Source organism: Spirillospora sp. NPDC048911 (assembly GCF_043198015.1).
Taxonomy (GTDB): domain Bacteria; phylum Actinomycetota; class Actinomycetes; order Streptosporangiales; family Streptosporangiaceae; genus Spirillospora.
The window spans coordinates 44,873-66,669 of the sequence record NZ_JBICUD010000016.1; the positions used below are offsets into that span (position 1 = coordinate 44,873).

The 21,797-nt window shown below is 69.4% G+C and carries 16 protein-coding genes and 1 pseudogene; 5 read left to right on the forward strand and 12 right to left on the reverse strand.

What is annotated here, in order from left to right; translation table 11 throughout:
* Positions 1 to 92: 92 nt before the first annotated feature.
* Positions 93 to 2,795, forward strand: coding sequence for a cation-translocating P-type ATPase (locus tag ACGFNU_RS47480; protein WP_392603350.1), 2,703 nt, complete (start codon positions 93 to 95; stop codon positions 2,793 to 2,795).
* A 69-nt stretch (positions 2,796 to 2,864) separates the two neighbouring features.
* Here ACGFNU_RS47480 and ACGFNU_RS47485 read toward each other — a convergent pair whose 3' ends face one another.
* The 4 genes from ACGFNU_RS47485 to ACGFNU_RS47500 all read right to left on the reverse strand — a co-directional run bounded on the left by ACGFNU_RS47485 (position 2,865) and on the right by ACGFNU_RS47500 (position 5,829).
* On the reverse strand, positions 2,865 to 3,695 hold the full coding sequence (locus ACGFNU_RS47485; RefSeq protein ID WP_392603351.1) for a universal stress protein: 831 nt from the start codon (positions 3,693 to 3,695) through the stop codon (positions 2,865 to 2,867).
* Between the two features lie 292 nt (positions 3,696 to 3,987).
* On the reverse strand, positions 3,988 to 4,665 hold the full coding sequence (locus tag ACGFNU_RS47490; protein WP_392603352.1) for a phosphoribosyltransferase: 678 nt from the start codon (positions 4,663 to 4,665) through the stop codon (positions 3,988 to 3,990).
* Between the two features lie 178 nt (positions 4,666 to 4,843).
* Entirely contained in the window at positions 4,844 to 5,107 is a 264-nt protein-coding gene (locus ACGFNU_RS47495) for a DUF1876 domain-containing protein (RefSeq protein WP_392603353.1), read from the reverse strand.
* Between the two features lie 23 nt (positions 5,108 to 5,130).
* Positions 5,131 to 5,829 carry a hypothetical protein gene (locus ACGFNU_RS47500; protein WP_392603354.1) on the reverse strand — a complete coding sequence of 233 codons (699 nt, stop codon included), beginning with the start codon at positions 5,827 to 5,829 and terminating at the stop codon, positions 5,131 to 5,133.
* A 233-nt stretch (positions 5,830 to 6,062) separates the two neighbouring features.
* Here ACGFNU_RS47500 and ACGFNU_RS47505 point away from each other — a divergent pair, with 233 nt between their 5' ends.
* Both ACGFNU_RS47505 and ACGFNU_RS47510 read left to right on the forward strand, forming a co-directional pair.
* Positions 6,063 to 6,212, forward strand: coding sequence for a polysaccharide deacetylase family protein (locus tag ACGFNU_RS47505; RefSeq protein WP_392603355.1), 150 nt, complete (start codon positions 6,063 to 6,065; stop codon positions 6,210 to 6,212).
* 303 nt (positions 6,213 to 6,515) lie between these two features.
* Positions 6,516 to 7,655, forward strand: coding sequence for a site-2 protease family protein (locus ACGFNU_RS47510; protein ID WP_392603356.1), 1,140 nt, complete (start codon positions 6,516 to 6,518; stop codon positions 7,653 to 7,655).
* 35 nt (positions 7,656 to 7,690) lie between these two features.
* Here ACGFNU_RS47510 and ACGFNU_RS47515 read toward each other — a convergent pair whose 3' ends face one another.
* The 3 genes from ACGFNU_RS47515 to ACGFNU_RS47525 form a co-directional block, all read right to left on the reverse strand.
* Positions 7,691 to 8,719: a hypothetical protein gene (locus ACGFNU_RS47515; RefSeq protein WP_392603357.1), complete on the reverse strand. Its 1,029-nt coding sequence runs from the start codon at positions 8,717 to 8,719 to the stop codon at positions 7,691 to 7,693.
* A 495-nt stretch (positions 8,720 to 9,214) separates the two neighbouring features.
* Complete coding sequence (locus ACGFNU_RS47520; protein ID WP_392603358.1) at positions 9,215 to 10,102, reverse strand: universal stress protein; 888 nt, start codon at positions 10,100 to 10,102, stop codon at positions 9,215 to 9,217.
* A gap of 91 nt (positions 10,103 to 10,193) precedes the next feature.
* Entirely contained in the window at positions 10,194 to 11,063 is an 870-nt protein-coding gene (locus tag ACGFNU_RS47525) for a universal stress protein (RefSeq protein WP_392603359.1), read from the reverse strand.
* 224 nt (positions 11,064 to 11,287) lie between these two features.
* Here ACGFNU_RS47525 and ACGFNU_RS47530 point away from each other — a divergent pair, with 224 nt between their 5' ends.
* Positions 11,288 to 13,666 carry a heavy metal translocating P-type ATPase gene (locus tag ACGFNU_RS47530; protein ID WP_392603360.1) on the forward strand — a complete coding sequence of 793 codons (2,379 nt, stop codon included), beginning with the start codon at positions 11,288 to 11,290 and terminating at the stop codon, positions 13,664 to 13,666.
* 149 nt (positions 13,667 to 13,815) lie between these two features.
* Here the strand turns inward: ACGFNU_RS47530 and ACGFNU_RS47535 are convergent, their stop codons facing one another.
* Genes ACGFNU_RS47535 through ACGFNU_RS47545 form a run of 3 tightly spaced genes read right to left on the reverse strand, consistent with a single transcriptional unit; the run spans position 13,816 to position 18,563 of the window.
* Positions 13,816 to 16,758, reverse strand: coding sequence for an ABC transporter permease (locus ACGFNU_RS47535; RefSeq protein WP_392603361.1), 2,943 nt, complete (start codon positions 16,756 to 16,758; stop codon positions 13,816 to 13,818).
* Positions 16,759 to 16,767: 9 nt separating this feature from the next.
* The gene (locus tag ACGFNU_RS47540; protein WP_392603362.1) at positions 16,768 to 17,502 is read right to left on the reverse strand and encodes an ABC transporter ATP-binding protein; all 735 of its coding nucleotides are present in this window, start codon (positions 17,500 to 17,502) and stop codon (positions 16,768 to 16,770) included.
* Between the two features lie 29 nt (positions 17,503 to 17,531).
* A complete protein-coding gene (locus tag ACGFNU_RS47545) occupies positions 17,532 to 18,563 on the reverse strand; it encodes an Acg family FMN-binding oxidoreductase (protein WP_392603363.1) in 1,032 nt (343 codons plus the stop codon).
* Positions 18,564 to 18,785: 222 nt separating this feature from the next.
* Here ACGFNU_RS47545 and ppk2 point away from each other — a divergent pair.
* Positions 18,786 to 19,588 (forward strand): annotated as a pseudogene (gene ppk2, locus ACGFNU_RS47550) (polyphosphate kinase 2).
* Between the two features lie 63 nt (positions 19,589 to 19,651).
* On the opposite strand, the gene ACGFNU_RS47555 reads toward ppk2, so the two are convergent.
* Together ACGFNU_RS47555 and ACGFNU_RS47560 are read right to left on the reverse strand one after the other, a co-directional pair.
* Positions 19,652 to 20,515: a universal stress protein gene (locus tag ACGFNU_RS47555; protein WP_392603364.1), complete on the reverse strand. Its 864-nt coding sequence runs from the start codon at positions 20,513 to 20,515 to the stop codon at positions 19,652 to 19,654.
* 20 nt (positions 20,516 to 20,535) lie between these two features.
* Positions 20,536 to 21,393 carry a universal stress protein gene (locus tag ACGFNU_RS47560; protein WP_392603365.1) on the reverse strand — a complete coding sequence of 286 codons (858 nt, stop codon included), beginning with the start codon at positions 21,391 to 21,393 and terminating at the stop codon, positions 20,536 to 20,538.
* Positions 21,394 to 21,797 lie beyond the last annotated feature (404 nt).

Sequence of the window (21,797 nt, forward strand, 5' to 3'; positions counted from 1 at the left end):
CGCATACAGGAGACCAAGGCCCCGGTGAAGCCGCGCCAGGAGCATCCGCTCGACCTGCGCACACCGTCCGGGCGACGCCTGCCCTACTGACCATGGACCGCCCATCGATTCCCTCGGCGAAGACTGACACACCGGATCTGGTCGCGGACCCGCGCGAGCCGCTGCCGTTGTTGCGCAAGGAGTTGCGGACCGGCCCCGGCGGACTTTCGGAACGAGAGGCCGCGCGGCGGCTGGCGGTGTACGGGCCCAACCAGGTTCATCGCCGCGAACGGCCATCGCTGGTCCGTGAGCTCACCCGTCAGCTGACCCATCCGCTGGCGTTGTTGCTGTGGGCCGCGGGCGTACTGGCGTTCGTGGCGGGGATGGCGGTGCTGGGCTGGGCCATCCTGGCGGTCGTCGCGGTGAACGCGGCGTTCGCGCTGATGCAGGAACGCCAGGCCGAACGAGCCGTGGAGGCATTGGCGGCGTACCTGCCTGAGCGCGCCCACGTGATCCGCGACCGACGGTCCCGGGCGGTGAACGCGGCGGAGATCGTGCCCGGCGACCTGATCGTTCTGGAGGAGGGCGACAAAGTCCCCGCCGATGCTCGGTTGACCGACGGGGCGGTGGAGATCGACCTGTCGATGCTGACGGGCGAGTCGGCGCCGGTCGAGCGGGTCGCGGGGCCGGCCGAGGACGGCGTGGCGCTGCTGCACGACCCCAACCTGGTGTTCTCCGGGACGACCTGCGCCGGCGGGCAGGCCACGGGCATCGTCTTCGCCACCGGCGGACGCACCGAGCTGGGCCGGATCGCGGCGCTGAGCCAGCGTGCCGGGCGCCGGGACAGCCCGTTGGAGATCCAGGTCAAGCGGGTCGCCTGGCTCATCGCGGCGGTGGCCGTCGGGATGGGCATGGTCTTCCTGGCGATCGGCGCGCTGGTGGGGCTACCCCTGACGGACGCGCTGACGTTCGCGATCGGGTTGCTGGTCGCCAACGTCCCGGAAGGTCTGCTCCCGACCATCACCCTGGCGCTCGCGGTCGGCGTCCGGCTCCTGGCACGCGAGGGCGCGGTGATCAAGCGGCTCAGCGCGGTGGAGACGCTGGGCGCGACGAACGTCATCTGCACCGACAAGACCGGGACGCTGACCCGCAACCGCATGCGGCTGCACACCGTCTGGATTCCGGCTGACGACATCACCGGCGAGCCGGACGGCGCCCGTCCGTCGCCGGAGCTGGCTCAGATCATGATCGATTGCAGCACGGTCTCCTACGGTGAGGACGGCCTTCAGGGAGACCCGACCGAGGTCGCCCTCGTCGAAGGGGCTGGTGACGAGGATCTGCGGACCGTGCCCGGAGTCTCCGGGCTGGACGAGCTGCTCATCGGCCGGGACGCGCGGACCAGGGCGGTCTTTCGTTTCGATCCCCGGCTACGGCTGATGTCGACGGTCACCGAGGGCGCGAGCGGGCTCAGGGTCAACGTCAAGGGCGCGCCGGAGGCCGTCCTGAGCCGGAGCGTTCTGACCGAAGACGAACGCGCGACCACGATGGCGGCGGTCGAACGGCTGGCCCGGCGCGGGTTGCGTGTCCTGGCGATCGCGATCCGCAACCTGGACGCGGGCGCGATGATGCCGACAGGCCGACAGGAAGCCGAAACCGGTCTGCGCCTCGTCGGTCTGGTGGGGCTCTTCGATCCGCCTCGCCCCGAGGTGCCCGACGCAGTCCGACGCTGTCATGACGCCGGGGTGCGCATCCACGTGGTGACCGGCGACAACGGGGCCACCGCCGCGGCCGTGGCCCGCCAGGTCGGCATCGGCGTCCCGCGCCTGGAGGTCGTCGCCGAGGCCGAGCGGCTCACCGATGAGCACCTGGACGACCTGCTGACCGGCGACGCCGAGATCGTCTTCGCCCGCTCGTCCCCCGAGACCAAACTCAAGATCGCCGACGCGCTGCGGGCGCACGGGCAGATCGTCGCGATGACCGGAGACGGCGTCAACGACGCCCCCGCCCTACACCAGGCCCACATCGGGGTGGCGATGGGACGCTCGGGCACCGACGTCGCTCGCGAGGCCGCCACGATGGTGCTGACCGACGACAACTTCGCCACCATCGTCACCGCGATCGAATCGGGCCGCCGCGTCTACGACAACGTCCGCAAGTTCATCCTCTACATCTTCGCCCACGCCGTCCCCGAGATCGTGCCTTTCCTGATCTTCGCTCTCAGCGGCGGGCTCGTGCCCCTGCCTCTGACCGTGCTGCAGATCCTCGCCATAGATTTGGGCACCGAGACCGTTCCCGCGCTGGCGCTGGGCCGCGAACCCGCCGAGCCCGGCCTCATGAACCGCCCGCCGCGCAGCTCTTCCAAGGGCGTCATCTCCCGCGACATGCTGATCCGCGCCTGGGGTTACCTCGGTCTGGTCTCCGCCGCCCTGGTGATGCTCGCCTTCTTCTACGTGCTCTGGCGAGCGGGATGGCATCCCGGAGACCCCACCGGTCCCGGCGAGGCACTGCATCACGCCTACCTGACGGCCACCACCGCCACGTTCGCCGGACTGGTCACCTGCCAGGTCGGCACCGCGCTGGCCGCCCGCACCGATCACGCGTCGCTGCGCCAGGTCGGTCTCACCACCAACCGGCTCCTTCTCGGCGGCATCGTGTTCGAACTCGTCTTCACCGCCGCGCTGATCTACCTGCCGCCGTTCCAGCGGCTGTTCGGCACCGCGGCCCTGCCACTGGACGTCGTTCTCCTCATCATCACGTTCCCCGTGATCGTGTGGGGCACCGACGAGCTGCGCCGCTGGACTCGCCGCCGGCGCTGACCTAGGGCCATCGCAGTGGAAACAAGCCGCCCCACGCGCATCGGGGCGGGCTGCTCTCCGGGCGTGACGTCACCTTTCGGGGACGATCGCCACAGGGCAGCGGGAGTGATGCAGTACGGCGTGGTCGGTACGTCCCAGTGCGATCGCCGACGGGCCACGCCGCGGACGCGCCCCCACGACGACCATGTGGGCATGCTCCGAAGCCTCGGTGAGCGCGCGAGCCGGCGTGCGATCCGATATCAGCGGCTTCACCCGGACGTCTGGATACTGCGACGACCAGCCAGCCAGCGCCTCCGACAGCTCCATGTCCTGGATGACGCGATCGTGCGGAGCGGCGAACTCCACTCCCGTGGCATGGACGGCGACGAGCCACGCACCCCGCAATGAGGCCTCCGCGAACGCCCAGCCGAGCAGCCGGCTCTCGGCCGGCCGTTCCGCCACGCCCACGACGATCTCGTCCGGTGCGTTCGAGGGATAGGCGGCGGATCGGGGCACCACGAGCACCGGGCACCGCGCGTGCGCGGCGACATGGAGTCCCACCGACCCGAACATCAGCCCCTCCATCCCGCCCTGTCCCCGTGAGCCGACGGCGACCAAGGCCGCGCGGTCGCTTTCGGAGACAAGCGCGTGACCGGGCTCCTGCGTCACCAGACGGGTAGTGACGGTCAGATCCGGCGCCTGCTTGAGGACGTACTGCCGTGCCTCCTCCAGCAGATCCCTCCGCTCGGCGACCAGCCATTCACGTTCCTTGGCGGGAATCGCTCCATCGGGAGCGGCGGCCCGCGAGCCGTGAACGAGACAAATCGGAAGGCCGTGGAGGAGGGCATGCTCGGCCGCCCAGTCCAGGGCGTGCCACGCATGAGCGGAGCCGTCAATACCGACGACGACCGGTCCAGTCATGATCGTCACTTCCCCGAGGTCAGAGGTCAGCGCTTCGATGTCGGCGCTCTCACCCTCAGGACACCAGTGGAACGGCTTTCGGCGTAGAGCCGAAGGTCCCGCGGAGCGCCCCTGGAGGAGCGCCAGAGAAAGGGATCATCGGGCGCGGGTGATGACCACCGGACAGTCCGAGTGATGCACCACACCGTGGCTCACCCGACCCAAGTCTCGGGACGCCGAACCATCTGCGGTCGTGCTCACCCACCACACAAGGCTCGCCGTCGTGGACGCGTCACAGCATCGAATCGGGCTTCTACTCGGGCACGGACCGGCGAGCGGCCGGGTCATTGGTGTGGTTCGCCGTGGCGAGGAGATTCACGATCGTCTCGTCCGGAACCGGTGAGAAGTCGAGGTAGTAACCGCCGACCGCGTAGAAGAAGATCGGCGTCATCGGACACACCACTTCGTCGGCCACGCGCTGCGTGCGCAGCGCCTTCACCGCATCCGGAGCTCCGACAGGCGCGGCGAGGAGCAAGCGCCCCGCTCCCCGGGCACGAGCAGCCCGGCAGGCCGCCCGAGTCGTCGTCCCTGTGGCCACGCCGTCATCGACCACGACCACTGTCCGGCCGTCGAGGCTCAGCCGCGGCCTGCCGGACCGTAGCCGGCGCGCACGCGCCTCCAACTCCGCGCGTTCCCGCCGCTCGACCACCGCAACTTCAGCATCCGTGATGCCGGCTTCGCGGATGACGTCGGCGTTGAGAACGCGCACCCCGTCCTCGGCGATGGCGCCCATCGCCGACTCAGGGCAGAACGGCACACCCAGCTTGCGGACCACGATGACATCAAGAGGTGCGCCCAGCAGCCTGGCCACCTCATAGGCGACGGGAACGCCGCCACGTGGCAGCCCGAGCACCACCACATCGTTCCCGGCTAGGTCGGGAAGCCTGGCCTCAAGCCGCCTGCCCGCCTCACTCCTGTCGGTGTACAACATCGCCGGTCCCCCCTCATCCGATCGGCTGATGCCAACCTCCCGCCGGGCGCGCCACGGCTGAAGGGTCCTTCGGCCTCCTGATCAGCGCCATTGGGCTCTTCCACGGGTATGGAGGACGGCCCGGCTGAAGGGCACCGGACTTCTATCGGTGCCCTTCGTCCGTGACCTCGCCGACCGACTAAGTGCGCCGCCTCGCAGGGCCGGAGAGTTGGGCGATGTCGCTGCTGGCGACGGAGTGCAGGTGGTGCGCCAGGTCTTCCAGGGCCCGGCTCACCGCCAGCTCGTCGCCGATCTCGGGGACGGGGCGGTCCACCGGGTTACGGCGAGCGCTCCCCTTGCCGGTGACGCGTGTGCTCGCGCCGGTGAACAGCACGGCACGAGCGTTGGTGGTGGTGTCGTCCTCCTCGATGTAGATCTCGACCGACCAGGTCTTGGCCTCCATCTCGGTCTCCTCTCGGGTCGTGTTCAGTCACCGGAGCCGGCGGTGACGCGCGGCCGGTCGGCGTTGGCCGGTTCGGCCTGCAGGCGTCGGCGCAGGTTCTGGAACTGGCGGTGCTGCATGATGAAATGAGCCGGCTCGCCGAGCGCGACCGCGGTGATCCGGTCGAGGACGCGCGGCTTGCCGCGCCCTCGGGTCCGGACGACGAGCCGGGTCTGCCCGCCCTCCACCGGCTGGAGGTGAAAGGCCCAGATTCCTTCGGTGTACGCGGACGGGTAGGTGCCGCGGGGGTCGAAGGGCTTGCCGGTGGGTATCTGGAGGTCGTCCTGCAACACCAGTGTGCGGGGCTCGTCCAGCATCGCGACCGTGAACCAGGACGCCTCGTTCGGCACGGTGACCATTCGGTCGCCCGCCTTGACGTTCTGCCACTCGGAGACGATCCGTTCGGCGCTGCGATGTCCGATGTTGTCGAGCCGGTCCCAGCTGTACCAGCCCGCGCGGCCATGGCCCATCTGCACCAGCCAAGGCCACACCCGCTCGGGCGGAGCGGGCAGGGTGACGGCCATCGTGCTCTGCCCTGTCGCCTCCGGGATCAGTTCGTCACCCGGATAGGCACGATTCGCCTCTTCGCTGGTCGCTCCCCAGCGCAGCAGCCGCGGACGTACCAGTGCCGCATAGAACCCGGCCGCGGCGACGACGGGCAGGACCATACGAAAACCGATCATGATGGATCCTCCTTCGATCGGTGAACCGGACAACCAGCACATCAACGTCGCGGCCCGCGAGACAGAGGCGAAAGTCCGTCACGCAGGCAAGGCACACCTGCATCCGGCAGGACGTCCGTCCTTGTCTGCGATCTACGTCTCGAATTCGCGGCCGATCACGTCCGCGGTCCTGGCCGTCATCACCACGTGCCCGCAACCAGCGGATCGACGACCATCCAAGTGCTTTCTCCGGGGTGGTCGGCAACCACTCCGACAACCACCCCGACTTCACCAAGATCAGCGACGCGACCGCGCGCACCGAGGTGACCGCCGCCCGCACCGCAATCCTCCACACCAACGGCGCCGAGCCACGGCCGCTGTTCCGCTTCCCCTACGGCGTCTAAACCGGCTCCGACATCATCACCCTGCTCAACGGCCTGGGATACGTCCCCATCGGCTGGAGCGTGGACTCACTCGGATGGAAGGGCACCTCCGGCGGCCAGACCGTCGCCAAGGTGGTCGACCGCGTCCTGGCCGCGGCCAAGCCCGGCATGATCGTCTTGATGCACCTGGGCGACAACCCCGACGCTCACCGGCCCACCCGGTCAGGACCAAAGACCTGCGGTCAGGACCATCGGACCTGTGGGAACTCGCGGACGACGGCGGTCTCATGGAAGGAGAGGCCGGCAAGGCCCGAGGAGGCCCCGATGAAACAGACGCTCAAGCTCGGCAAAGTAGCGGGCATCGCGATCGGGGCGAACTGGTCCGTGCTGGCCATCTTGGGCCTCATCGTCGCCGCCCTCGCCGAATCGGTCCTGCCGCGTGCGGCGCCGGGCGCTTCGTCGGCCGCATACTGGGCCGTCGCATTGCCGGTCGCGACGCTCTTCTTCGCATCGCTGCTCGCCCATGAACTCTCCCATGCCCTGGTCGCCCGTCACCACGGAGTCTCTGTGCAGTCGGTCACCCTCTGGGCGCTCGGCGGGGTCACCGAGACGTCAGGCAGCCCTCCCAATCCGCGCGCCGACCTGCACATCGCGAGCGCCGGCCCGCTGGCCAGCCTTGCCACAGCGCTGGTGTTCTCCGCCGTGGGGATGGGGGCGGCCGCGATCGGCGCGCCCGCCCTGGCCACTGCCGGGCCGATGTGGCTTGTGATCATGAACGTTGCGCTGGCGGTGTTCAACCTGCTGCCAGGCGCCCCTCTGGACGGCGGACGCATCCTTCGCGCCCTGCTCTGGAAGCGGTACGGGGACCGTGACCGCGCCGAGCACGCCGCGACGAAGGCCGGAGGGTGGCTCGGCTACGGCCTCATCGCACTGGGCATCGCCCAGTTGCTGATCGCCGGCTGGCTCGGCGGGCTCTGGCTGACGTTCCTCGGGTGGTTCATCGCATCGGCCGCCGCGAACGAGGACATCGCAACATCCGTCAAGTCCGCGGCACAGGACCTCCGGGTGGATGACCTGATGACACCGCAACCGGCTTACGGGGCGGTATGGCAGCCGATCCGCTCCTTTGTGGCCGAAGCGGTGGTGCTCTCACGTCAGTCGGTATTCCCTGTGGTCGACCTCATGGGGACGCCGCACGGCGTCGTGACGGTGAACATGCTCGCCCGCATCTCACCGGAGCGGAGCCTCCACCCGCTAGGGGAGATCATGCTTCCCCTGCCGCCCGGCCATGTCGACGCCCCGGACGACCCCGCCGCTCCCCTCCTGACACGAATGCCGGTGGGAAGCGAGTTGATTTCGGTCGTGGTGGCCGATGGCAGGGTCGTCGGAATGGTCACCACGGAAGACCTCCAGCGCCTCGTCCAGCGGGAGGGGCTTCGGAAGACCGTCACCGAAGGCGTGTGATCGCACCGCCCATGGTGGCGGCGCGCTGGGAAACGCTACTCCGCCGTCGAGCGCGTGCTGTCCTGTTCCAACGGCTCGTGTCCCCACTTGCCCAGGTCCTCACCCCGCAGCGGATTGAGAGTGGAGGGCACGACCTGCACATTCAGATGCCCGCTTCGTATTCCGTCGGCGCTGAGCCCCGCTGCGCTCCACTCAACCGTCAGCTCCGAGCCGACTTCGGATGTGACCAGCAACGGCACTCGCGGCAGTTCCAGAGCCTCCCTGGGCCGCAGATCCACGGGATCGAACTCGAGTTGCAGGCCGGTAGAGATCTCCCGCGCTCCCCACCCGCAGAAACCCTCCAGTCCAAGGACGAACGGCAACCGGATTTCAGGCGTGTAAGGGATGAGCCGGTCGAACGCCAGTACGGGCTCCTTGGGAGCACCGTACGGGCGCGGTGGCCGAGGGAGCTCGAACTTGGGGAGCTCCTCGTCGACGGGTCCTGGACAGGCGAGATGACCCTCTGCTTGCACCGTTACGGTGACTCGCACGTCCCGAAACGGCCTATCGACCTGGTTCGCCAGCGTCAAGGAGAGACCGCTTGGAGGATGCCGCAACAACTCGGCGAGAAGCCTCTCCACGAAGCACTCCTGAAGACGCTCCAGGTGTGAATCGATCTCGGCGACGTACTCCTCCCTCGTGCGGGATTCCCAGTTCATCACCCCGAGCGGATGGCGGGCGGCGAGAAGCCGCTCGCGATGTTGCGCGAGGTGAAGCTTGACGTGCTCCGAAAACGCGGCGGACTGCTGGATCTCCTGCGGCGCTGCGAGAACCTCGACATCGAGACGATTCTGCGTGGCGGCGAATCGCTGTTGAAGCATCCGCCAATCCTCCGGTGCGGCCCTCAGCGTCCGGGCATTCTTGCGGATGAACACCGTGTGTTCCGCGTGCGCGTATTTTTCGCCCTCCTTCGGACTTGGCAACGACCTTCGGAGATAGTGGATCGGGTCGCCATAGTTGGGCGGGTCGACCACCACGATGAGCACATCTTTGTCGTCCAGGGCGACATATTCGGCATGCCACACAAGATCCGGGCCGAGGTATGGCGTGAGGTACTGCGCCAGGTCGTTGTGATCGATCGAGTCGACCCCGCGAACCTGCCCCGGCTAACGCCGACCACAAGGTAGCCGTGCCCCCGGCCCACTTGGCGGCTTCGTCTGGTGACCGGTTCGCGAAGCCCAGCGTGTGCTTGACCAACTGCACTCGCGCCTGGTCGGTATCCAGAGGCAACCAGCTCTTCCATTCGATCCACGGGATTCGTGTGGGCCGGCGTCACGCACCGCCCTAGCCAGACGCGTCAGCTGGGATGGAAGGAGGAAAAGGCGGGATGCGTCGAGAGAAAACGCCACATCACGAGGCTAGTCCTTCGTCTGCGACGCGGCCGGTGAATTTTCGGAGAGGGCACGGCCACAGAAAGTAAGGCGGCCGTGGACGACGCGTAGGTGCGCCCGGCACGTGGTGGCCGCCTGGAAGACGTACTACAGCGTCGTGTGCGACCTGTGCGCCAGGTCGGTGCCGGCTCAGCCTGTTCGCTGATCGGATTGTCCCGGTTCGCACAGGGGCTGGACGACCGCGACGGCGCAGGGGACGTGCTGAAGGACCGCGCTGCTCGTCGCGCCGAGGCAGAGTTGTTCGAGACCGCCCAGGCCGCGGTTGCCGACCACAACGAGGGCGGCGTTCTCGGCTGCTTCGAAGAGAGCTTGCCGCGGGGGCTTGAGCAGCAGCGACGTCCAGGCGTCCACCTGCGGATACCTGACCCGCCATGGGGCGACTTGGCATTCCAGCCGGGCGCCGCACACTCGCCGCAGCTTGTCCTCGTCGTCGAATAGGCTCAGGTCGCAGTCCGGCGCCGCCGTCGGTTCCCAGCATCCGTAGACGGCCCGCAGCCGCCGGTCCCGCAGGGCCGCCTCTTCGAACGCGAAGGCCAGCGCCGCGTCCGCTCCGACCGACCCGTCCACGCCGACGACCACTTCACCGTCTCCGTACCTGGACTCGGCACCGCGCACCACGACGATGGGACGGCGCGCACGCGCCGGGAGCCGCAGAGCGGTCGAGCCCACAGGGAGTGCGTCCTGTTCGTGGGAGCCGATGACGACGAGGGCGGCGTCCTCGGTGAGATGCATGAGCGCGGCATACGCCGGTCCGTCCAGGAGGCGCTTGCTCACCTTGACCCCGGGTGCGAACCGTTCGGCCAGTGTCACTCCATGGTCGAGGACGTGCTCGCCCATGCGCTTGACGATCGCGGTGCCCTCGATGTCGATGTGGCTGATCGGGAACGGCCACCGCCAGGCGTGGCACACCGTCAGCGGCAGGTGCCGCAGTCCGGCCTCCCGAGCGCCCCACCTGAGCGCGTTCTCGCTTTCCGTGGTGCCGTCATATCCGACGAGCACGTACGAACCGATGCTCATCCGACTCACCTACTTCCCGCTACCTCCATTGCACGCCCGTCCGGGAGAGGGGCCTAGGGTCGAAGGTCCTGATGGCCACGGCCGATGGAAGTCAACCGATCTGCGGAGGCACCACGGCGACCGGGCAGTGGGAGTGGTGCAGCATGGCATGGCTCACCGAGCCGAGCATCAGCCCGGCGAAGCCGCCGCGCCCGCGCGAGCCGACCACCAGAAGGTCGGCGCGGGCCGACGCACCCGCAAGGGCCTTCGCGGGCCGCGCATGCAGAACCTCGTGGACGACCTCCACGTCGGGGAATTCCTCCTGCCAGCCCGCGATGGTCTCGTGCAGGGTGCGTTCCTCCTCCTTCGTCACGATCTCCGGGTCGTACGCCAGCGGCTGCATGTCGCCGGGCTCCGTCGAGACGGGATGCGGCCATGCGAGCACCGCGCGCAGGCGGGCCTTGCGCAAGGCCGCCTCCTCGAAGGCGAAACTGACGGCCGCTGCGCAGCTCGACGACCCGTCCACGCCAAGGACCACCTCACCCTGGGGCGGGTGCTCCTCTCTGCGGACCACGACCGTCGGGCAACGCGCGTGCGAGACGACCTGAAGGGCAACCGACCCGGCCAGCATTCCGGCCAGTCCGCCCATCCCGCGGCTCCCGACCACGAGCATGACCGCGCCGCGCGCCTCGTCGATGAGGGCCGCGGCGGCCTGCCCGTCGGTGGTGTCTCCGGAGACGCGGACTTCGGGTGCGCGGTCCCGGGCTCGGGTGATACTCCGGTCGGTGATCGGCTGGGCTCCGCCCAGCAGCCACTCGTGCACCACTCCGATCCGGGCGCCCACGGGGGTGTCGGATACCCACGGCGCGATCGCGTACACGATGCGGAGCGCGGTGTTCCGGCGGCTCGCCTCCTCGGCGGCCCAGTCGACGGCGGCAAGGCTGTTGTCGGATCCGTCGATCCCCACAACGATCTCGTTCATGGGCCAGGTCCTTTCCTGCGGCACCTGCCCGGCACGGGCGGGGCGATACGGTCCCTCTGAGTCCAGCCTGGAACCGATCCCGGCCACGGTCATCGACCGCAGGTCACCAGTTCCAAGGACCTTCGGCTCTCGAGGGCCTCCCGGGCCTTGAAGCGACTCAAAGAGGCCCGGCCCAGGACTTATGGCCCTGGTAGAGGAGGCATGGCCCGCCGAGCGTGTTGTGCATGACCGGCAGATATTCCGAGCGTCGTCAGGCCCGCCAGGACTCGCGGCGCCTGGCACAGCGCGTCCTCCATCCGGTCGCTGCCCGGTCACAGGAGATCCTTTTAGGTTCGGCGACGGTCGGGCTTGCCGCGGGAGGGCTCGCGCGCCTGCTGGGGTTTCCGGGCACCGCCGAGCTGCTCTGGGGTGTCGTCACGGCCGTCGCGCTGATGCCCGCGTCCTGGTGGGCGCTCGCCGGGCTCTTGCGGCGCCGGTTCGGCAGCGATGTGATCGCCGTGCTGGCTCTCGGCGGGTCGTTGGCGGTGGGCGAGTTCCTGGCCGGGGCGGTCATCGGTGTGATGCTGACCGGCGGCAGCCTGATGGAACGGCGGGCCTCCCGGCGAGCGCGCCAGGACCTCACCGCTCTGCTGTCGCTGGTCCCGCGCGAGGCGCACCGCGTGACCGATGAGGGGCCGGTACGCATCGCGGCCGCCGAGGTCGAACCCGGTGACCTCCTGCTGGTACGGCCTGGTGAGGTCGTCCCGGTGGACGGACGGGTAGAGGAAGGCCCGGCGGTGCTGGACGAGTCCACCCTGACCGGCGAGCCGCTGCCGGTGGAACACCGCATCGGCGATGACGTGCGCAGCGGCGCGATCAACTCCGCCGGGCCGTTCACCTTGAGGGCCACCGCCGACGCGGAATCCAGCGCCTACGCCGGCATCGTGCGGCTCACCGAGCAGGCCGCCGCGCAGACCTCCCCGTTCGTGCGTCTGGCCGACCGGTACGCCGCGATGTTCCTGCCGCTGACGCTCGCGCTGGCCGGCGCGGCCTGGCTCGCGACCGGTGATCCGGTGCGGGCGGTGGCCGTGCTGGTCGTGGCGACCCCCTGTCCGCTCATCCTGGCCGCCCCCATAGCGATCGCCTCCGGCCTGTCGCGGTGCGCCCGCCGCGGAGTGGTCGTCAAGGGCGGCGGCGCGCTGGAGCGGCTCGCCCGGGCGCACGTTCTGCTCTTCGACAAGACCGGGACCGTGACCGCCGGACGCCCCACGCTGATCGAGGTGAAACCCAAGGTCCGGGAATCGCCCGATCGGGTGCTCGCACTCGCGGCGTCACTGGACCAGTTCTCACCGCATGTGCTCGCGTCCGCCATCGTGCGCGCCGCCCGAGACCGCGGATTGCCTCTTGACGCCCCCTCGGACGTGCGTGAGCAGCCGGGGCACGGCACCGCGGGCCTCGTGGGCGACCGCAGGGTCTGTGTGGGGAAGGCGGACTGGGCGGAACGCGGCGCCCCGGTCTGGGTCGCTCGCATACGTAATCGTGCCGCTGCCCGCGGGGCCATCACGGTCTTCGTCGGGATCGACGGAGAGCTCGCCGGGGCGTTGCTGCTGCAGGACCGGATCCGCATCGACGCGACCCGCACCTTCCGGCTGCTCCGGCGAGCAGGGATCGATCGCGCCGTCATGGTCACCGGCGACCGGCGGGCCGCGGCCGCCCCCATCGCCGACCTGGTCGGCGCCGACGCCGTGCACGCCGACCAGAGCCCCGAGCAGAAGGTGAACGTCGTACGCACCGAGACGGCACGGGCGGCGACCGTGATGGTCGGCGATGGGGTCAACGACGCACCCGCCCTGGCCGCCGCCGGAGTCGGCGTCGCGCTCGGCGCCCGGGGGGCGACCGCCTCGTCCGAGACCGCCGACGTGGTCATCACCGTCGACCGGCTGGAGCGCCTCGCCGAGACCCTGACGATCTCCCGGCGGACCCGTTCCATCGCCCGCCAGAGCGTCCTGGCCGGCATGGGGCTGTCGATCGCCGCAATGATCATCGCTGCATTCGGATATCTCACCCCCGCCGCGGGCGCCGCCCTCCAGGAGGGCATCGACGTTCTGGCGATCCTCAGCGCCCTGCGCGCGCTGGGGCCAGGGCGGGAACGCTGGCCCCGATTGCGCGGTGACGACGCCGAACTCGTGCGCGACCTCGACGAAGAACACCGGCGGCTCCGGCCGCGCATCCAGCGGCTCCCGCAGCTCGCCGACGTCATGGCCGGTGCCCCCGGTGACGGGCGCCGCCGAGCCATCGGCGAGCTCACCTCCTTCCTCGACGACCTCGCCGCCCACGAACGCAAGGACGAGGCGCTGCTCTACCCCGCCGTCGCCCGCGCCCTCGGCGGCTCGGACCCCACCGGAGCCATGAGCCGGGGACACGCCGAGATCACCGAACTCTCCCGCCGCATCCGCCTGCTCACCGGCGAGCTCGACGAAGGCGACCGCGACACCGCACACGAACTCCGCCGGGCGATCGAGGAACTCCACGCCGTCCTGCGCCTGCATTTCGCGCAAGAAGAGGAGAACTACTTCGTCCTGGCCGACCTGCCCCAGGAACCCGCACGACGTCCCGGAGACTGAACCGGTCTCAGCGCTCGAAGAAAGAACCAACGTCCCGGCCACCAAGGCACACCGGCCTGTCCAGAAATGACCGGCCGCCGCACAGCGACGCATCACCAGGGCACCGGACCACACCGAGGGTCCGGTGCCCTCCATCGTCGAACATGCGTTCAGTCGGTGATGCGCAGGGCGACGGCCGGGCGGATGCGGGCGGCGCGGCGGGCGGGGCCGACGGTGGCGAGCAGGGACGCGATGAGCGTTCCGGCGATGATGATCGCGAGCTGGGTCCAGGCGATGGGGTACGGGGCGTCGAGCGAGCCGAAGCTGGGGCTGTTCTGGTAGAGCAGCCAGGTGGTCAGCACGCCGAGGACGGTGCCCATGGCGACGCCTTCGACGGCCACGAACGTGCTCTCGGCGTAGAAGGATCTGCGGACGGTAGCGGACTGGAATCCCAGTGCCCGGAGCACGGCGATCGTGCGGCGCCGTTCCCGTACGGCGCGGACCATGATGACGCCCAGGCCGGTGACGCCGACCAGCAGGCCGAGCGCGAGATAGCCGCGCATCAGCGTGAAGAACTGCCGGCTGGCAGTGAAGTTGTCGCGAACGCGCTGCGGGAGGTCAGTGGCGACAAGGCCCTGCGCCAGGAACTGTCCCTGCAACCGTGCCGCGACCTGGCCGGCATCGGTTCCCGGTGCCAGCCGCAGCAGCATGCTGGACTCGCGCACCTGCGTACCCAGCAGGCCTTTGGCCGCCGGTGTGCTCATCAGCACCGGATAGCGGCGAGGTTCGGCGCCGCCGGTTCCGTAGAAGACGATGCCGTCGGTGAGCACTCCGGCGACCTTGCGCGGGGTGCGCCGGCCGGTCTGCGGGTCGGTGATGGTCAGCGTGGCGCCGGCCTTGGGCGGCTTGCCCTGCGGGCCGCCGGTGGCGCCGTAGAACGCGTCGATCAGTACATAGGACGGGTCGCGGATGACCAGTTGCCAGGCGGTGGCGTCGTCGGGCAGGCCGGGCAGCCGGTCGTCCAGCGCGGGTGGCGCGGTCGCGATCTGCGGGGGCAGGCCGACCGCGACGACCGGCAGGTTCTTGGTGGTGCGTGCGAGCGGGTCGTCGGCGAGGGCGGACGCGGTGGTCAGTGGTACGGCCTGGGTCACCCGACCGGCGAACGACCCGCTGGTCACATCCTGGAGGGCACGTGGCCACGGTGTCGTGGGGTTGTGGTCGGCGCGCAGGCTCCACCCGGCGGCCGCCTTGGCGACCTCCGTCTCCACACCGGCGCTCATGATGGCGGAGATCTGGGTGAGCAGCACGACCACGAAGATCACGATGCAGTACATCGCCAGGGTCGCGCCGGTCTGGAACCGTTTGGCGGTCGGATAGGCGACGGCCAGACGGGTCGCCAGGCCGGTCTGCGAGGGCCGTCGCATCAGGCCGCGCAGCGGGAACAGCAGGGCGTTCTGGTGCTGGCTGATCAGCAGCACCGAGGCGAACGTGAGCATGCAGCCCTGGACGATGAACGTTCCGGTGGACGCGTCATCGAACAGGTGCGGCCGGACCAGGTGCGCGGTCAGGCCCCAGCCGAAGAGGGCCAGCCCGATGCCGGTATAGACCGCGCGCGGCTTCCAGACCCGGCGCATCAGCGGGATGGCGGTGACGACGGCGAGCGCGGGCAGCAGATACACCTGCATCCCGACGCCCCTCACCACAATGGGGACGGACAGCAGGGTCAGGATCACTGTTCCGGCGGCGGACACCACGGTGACGCGCCGGCGGGCACCTCGTCTAGGCGCGGACTCCAGGTCGCGGATCGCCGCGATGATGTTGGTACGGGCGATCCGCACACTGGTGAGCGTGACCGCCAGCAGCGCGATGAGGAAGCCGGCCGTCATGCCGTTCACCATGCTCGTGGGAGTGACGGCGAAGACCACTGACAGCCGGTTGCCGCCATCGCCGTAGCCGTTGAAGATGTTGACCGCGAACGTGACCACGATCCGCCCGATGGCCACGCCGGCCAATCCTCCGAGCAGGACGGCGACCACGGTGTAGACGGCACCCTCGATCATCAGCTCGTGCGACACCCGGCGGCGGCGCATGCCGATGGCACGTAGGACGCCCAGCTGGCCTTTGCGCTCCTCGATCAGCATCACGAAGATGTTCACGATCAGCAGGATCCCGGCGATGATGCTGAAGCTCGCCACGAACAGGAACAGCGATCCGAGCACGTCGCCGGTCACCCGTGCCTGGTCGAGGACCTCCTGCTTGGGCGTCTGCAGATCGGCCGCGCGCGCCGCGGCGAGGGGCCCGAGAAGGTCGCGGATCTGGTCGCTGACGGTGCCGGTCAGCCGGGCGCCGTCCTCGACACCGCCACGGTTGGACACGAACGTGATGGTCCCGACGTCCTGACCGGTCCCGGCGGCCAATTCGCGCAGGGTGCCCGGGGAGAAGAAGGCGTCCTTGTTGACCGTGGCGCCCGTGCCGACGCCGCCGAGTCCCTTCGCTGGGACGACGGTCGCGATCGTGCCGTTCAACCGGCGCCCGTAGGCGTAGAACGTCACGCGGTCGCCGGCCTCGGCGCTCAGGGCTTTGGCGAGGTGCTCGTTCACGACGACCCGTCCCGGGCCTGGGTCTGCCACGGCCAGCCCGGAGGGGTGCGGCGCTCCAAAGCGGGCGGCCGCGGCGAAGTCGAGCTCCCACACCAGCACGCGCGGCTCGGCCGTCTGCCGCCCGCCGTCGGTGAACGAGGCGGCGGCGCCGTTCCCCCGCACGGTCAGCACGCCGTCGACGTCGGCGTGCTGTTTGAGAGGTGCGAGCCGGAAGGCCGTCTCGTCGCCGAGCGCCGCCGTCGGCGACGAGACGTACTCGTCGACCGGACCGAGGGAGTCGTACGCGATCTGGTGCACCGAGCGGTTGAGCGAGTCACCGACGGCCAGGCTCGCCACGATGAGCGCGGTGCCGAGCAGCGATCCCGCGATGACGAGGATCAGCTCGGCGGGACGGCGGGACACCTGCCGCAGCGCCAGCCGTCGCAGCACCGGCCGGAACACCACAAGGAAGGTCACGAATCCGGCAAGGAGGGTGGTGGCGGCGATGAGAGGCAGGGTCAGTTCGGGATACATCGCGGGCTCCTAGGGCCGGTTCGCCGCGGCGGCGGTGTCCCGGGACACTGCGGTCTCGTCTCCGACCAGGCGGCCGTCGCGCATCCGGATCAGCCGTCCCGCCGCGGCGCCGATGGCCGGGTCGTGCGTGACGAGCACGATGGTCTGTCGCTCCTCGGCGTTCAGCTCGCGCAGCAGGTCCATGATCTGAGCCGCCATCGCACTGTCCAGGTTGCCCGTGGGCTCGTCGGCCCAGACGATGGCGGGACGCGCGACGAGCGCCCGCGCGACGGTGACCCGCTGCTGCTCACCGCCCGACATCTCGCTCGGCCGGTGCCGCTCGCGCTCGGCCAGGCCGACCCGCCGCAACATGTCCACCGACCGTTCGCGCGCCTCGTCCGCTGGCACGCCGACCAGGAGCAGCGGCAGCTCCACGTTCTCGACCGCCGTGAACACCGGAATCAGGTTGTAGGACTGGAAGACGAACCCCATCGACCGTGCGCGGTGCTCGGTACGGTCGTGATCGCTCATCTCGAAGAGGTCCCGGCCGTTCACCAGCACCCGCCCGCCGTCGATCTCATCGAGCCCGGACAGGCAGTTGAGCAGCGTCGTCTTTCCCGACCCCGACGGCCCCATCACCGCGACGAGTTCCCCGGCCCGCACGGTCAGATCGAGATCGTCCAGCGCGAGGACACTGAGATCACCGGTCCGGTAGACCTTGCGCACCCCGTCGGCGACCAGCAGCGCGTCCTCCTGAGAGGCCAATGCGTGATCCTCCATCACTGCTCCCCTGTTCAGTCCTTCTCGGTGAAGACCTCTTCCACGGGTCGGCGCACGCTGGTGAACGCGGTCCCGCCAGTTCCCAGGCGCATGAGCATCTGCGGATGGTCTCCAGCGCAGAAGTGCACGCGGACCAGCTCCCGCAACTCCGGGACCTCGAGTGCCTGGGTGTGGAAGGCGGCCGCCACATCGCCTTCTGAAGTCGCACGAAGCAACAGCCGCTGCAGAGCCTGGCCGGTCCGCAGCCAGTCCGCGGGATTGTCGTCCTTGGTGGCCAGGACGCAGGCCACGCCGACCGCGGGCTCCTCCAGCCATTCCAAGATCGAGGCATCGATGCCCCAGCCACGTCCCCGCCCGAAATCGCGGCCCGCGAAGTCCGGCTCCGTGCGCGCCGTCTCTCGCGGGTAGGCGGTCTCGTGCACGCCTTCCCTGCGGCGGCTGCCGGGAGCCGGTGCCCAACGTCCCAGCTCGCCCCGGTACGCGGGGATCAACCGGTGCATGTGCTCAGCGGCCACCGTGAGAGCGGCGAGCGCGGCTTGAGCATTCGAATCCTCGACCAGGTACAGGCTCGCGCCCTCCCGCTGCGCCTCCCGGCGCAACGCCCCCAGCAGCGACTCGGGCACCTCACCGGGCTTGAACCCGCCGCGGTGAGTACGCCGGCGCCGGATCTGGTCGTACACGCGCTCGTTCTCCGGCCAGGCCGGCAGCCCACCGCTCCGCAGGCGGACGTCGGCCAGCAGGTTCGGCCGGTCCGGATCGGGCAGCAGCACGACCTCGGGCTCATATCCCTGCCGGCGGACGGCGACGCGCAACGTGAACAGGGCGGCACCGCAGCTGATCAGCATCTCCCGGCCCGCCGGATCGGCGACCTCGAGCCGCCGGTCGGCATCGGCACGCAGCGTGATCCGGTCTCCCCGCCTGCTGAACAGCCACGGCTGAGTGTTGTGGACCGAAGGCGCCCACGTCGCGTCCTCCACCGCCGAACGGGCGGCGACCGCGAGCCGGGACATGTCCCTTCCCTGCGAAGATCCCTGGTTCGGCTTCATGGCAGAACTCCTTCACGCTGTGTCCCCCCAAGTCCAGCAGCGGGCCGATGTGTCCGGCAGGGTCGAACGTCCGGTAATGCGCAGGACCTACGGCCGCAGAAATCGGCTCTGTCCCCCACCGAAGCCGAGGCACCGGGATGGTCTTCTCGCCGCTATGAGAAGAGGCTGAAACCAGCGGAGACAGCGCCGCATGACGTGTCGCCGCGAAGATGGAGGGTGCTGATGGGCAAGGTCAACGGCTGCCCCCGAGAGGTGTACGAGAAGGAGCTGTTCCAGCTGCAGGCGAAACTCGTCGACCTGCAGGAATGGGGACGCGCCGAGGGAGTGCGGGTCGTGGTGGTGTTCGAAGGCCGTGACGCCGCGGGCAAGGGCAGCACGATCAGACGGGTCACCGAACACCTGAACCCGCGCATCGCCCGGATCGTCGCGTTGCCGGCCCGACCGAGCGCGAACGGACCGAATGGTACTTCCAGCGCTACATCGGGCACCTACCAGCAGCCGGCGAGATCGTCCTGTTCGACCGGTCCTGGTACAACCGCGCGGGCGTGGAACGTGTGATGGGGTTCTGCACCAAGCAGGAGTACATGCGCTTCCTCCACCAGTGCCCGATCTTCGAACGGCTGCTGGTCGGGGACGGCATCCTGCTGCGCGAGTACTGGTTCTCCGTCAGCGACGCCGAGCAGGAACGCCGCTTCCGCAACAGGCTCGACGACCCCATGCGCCGATGGAAGCTCTCACAGATCGACCTGGAGTCGATCACCCGCTGGGAGGACTACTCCCGCGCCAAGGACGAGATGATGCTCCACACCGACATCCCCGAGGCACCCTGGCACGTCGTCGAGAGCGAGGACAAACGCCGGGCACGGATCAACATGATCGCCCAGCTCGTGTCCACCATCCCCTACAAGCCCGTCGAACGCGAACCGATCAGCCTCTCCGACAGGCCCCTACCTCGAGGCTATGAACGCTCACCACGGGCCATGCAGACCTACGTCCCCGACCACTTCGCCACCCTGACCAGCTGACACCGCAACCGCGACGGCCCGCATCGGGCGGCGGACATGTCGCTGAGATCTTCTCTTTGCGGGTCAGGTCTGCTTACGGCCGCGGATCACGGCGACGGGGCAGTGGGCGTGGTGGAGGACGCCGTGGCTCACCGAGCCGAGCAGAGGCACCTCGAACCGCTTACGGTCATGCGCCCCGACCACGACCAGGGCGGCGCGGCGGGATGCCTCGCAAAGAGCCGTCACTGGATGCTCTTCCACGATGTCCTCGGCCACCTGGACGTCGGGGTAGCGCTCACGCCAAGACGCCTGGACGAGTCCCGACCTTTCCCGGACCTCGTTGGCCACCTTGTCGAAGGCGATCGAGTAGCCGGTGGCCACGAGGACGGGAGGCTGCTGCCAAGCGTGCACGATCCGCAGGGGCGTTCCGCGCAGGGACGCGGCCTCGAACGCATAACCGAGCACCTCCGCTGGATCCTCATCGAAACCGAGACCGACCACGACCTCGCCGGCATCTGGGACGGCGTCCTCCCGGACGACCACGATGGGTCCGTCCGCGTGACCGGCCATCCACAACCCCACCGAGCCGAGCAGCAGGCTCGTGAAGCCTCCCAGACCACGATGGCCGAGCACGACCTCGAACGCCCGCGCGGACTGGTCGACCAGTGCGGGACCCGTGGTGTTCATGACCAGCTCGGTGGTCATCTTGATGCCCGGCTGCCGAGCCGTGGCCGCCTTCACCGCGGCGCTGAGGATCTCCTGCCCGGCGTTGGCCAGGGATCGACCCATCTCGGGAGCGACGAGCAGCGGGTAGATGGAGGGCGCGGGCTCGACGGCGTGCACGATGTGCAGGGGCCTGTCGCGGAGCGCGGCCTCGTCGCAGGCCCATTCGACGGCACGGTCGGCGCAGGTCGAGCCGTCGGTGCCGACGACGATCGGGGCGTTCATGTGTTCTGCTTCCTCTCGGTTCAGTGATCGGTTGAACTGGGGGCGCGGGCGACCACGACGGGACAGTGGCTGTGATGCACGATGCCGTGGCTCACCGAACCGAGCCGGGGCAGATGAAAGCCGCCACCGTGATTGCCGACGACGAGCAGGCCCACCTGACGGGAGATCTCCGTCAGAGCCGCCACCGGATGGTCCCGGATGACATCCTCGACCACCTCAACGTCGGGAAAGCGCCTGCGCCACGGAGCGTGGGCCTCGATGACCTGCCACCGCACGCTCTCCTCCAGCCCTCGCAGATCGGTGACCTCACCGCCCGGTTGCGGCCGGTCGGGAACCTGGTAGGCACGGATGACCCGCAGCCGAGTGCCCCGAAGGGCGGCCGCTTCGAACGCGTACTCCAAGGCCGCTGAGTCGTCGGCGGAGCCGATGCCGACCGCAACGTCGGGACGGCCGGTCCCGCCGCGGACGATCACCACCGGCCCGGTCGCCTGCTCGGCCATCCGCAGCCCGACCGACCCCAGCAACAGGCTCGCGAAACCACCCAGGCCGCGATGCCCGACCACCGTCTCGAACGCCCGCGCGGACCGATCACACAGCACCGGCACGATCCCGGCGGAGATCACTTCGCTGGTCACCAGCACGCCGGGCTGCCTGGCGTCGGCAAGCTTCTCCGCGGCGACAATGACCTGCTGGCCCGCCCGAGCCTCAGCCTCCAGCTCACCCTGCGGCGGGTACAGCGGGATGTCGTACGGCCGACGCGCCACGGTGTGCACGATGTGCAAAGGGCGGCTACGGCGGGCGGCCTCGTCCGCCGCCCACTCGACCGCGCGATCGGCGTACCGCGAACCGTCGGCGCCGACAATGATCGGTTCAGTCACGTTCCATCCCTGCCTCGTCCGGCGCCCTGCGGCTCACCGGGGCTGTCATCTCCAGCCTCCATGCCGTCCGCTCATTGATCACCAGCCGAACGGCCCCGAAACGTAGGACCTTGGACCCTCACAACGCCCGGTCGCCCATCGCGCTACGCAGGCCGGTCTCACTGCCAATCCGGATGGCTGACCTGAACAAGAGGCCGAAACATGGCGGAACACCACGAGCCGCCGCCGAAGTGAGTCGCGCCGTGGCCGGCGTGCCCATCGAACGACGCGCCGATCCAAGACAGTGATCTTCTTCCCATCCGAGGAGGATCACGCCATCGCGGCGAGAGCCGACCGCTCTGACCTGCATCGCCGATCTTCACCCCTCCGCCGCCGTCACCGAAGGCAGTAGTTCAGCTGTGGGC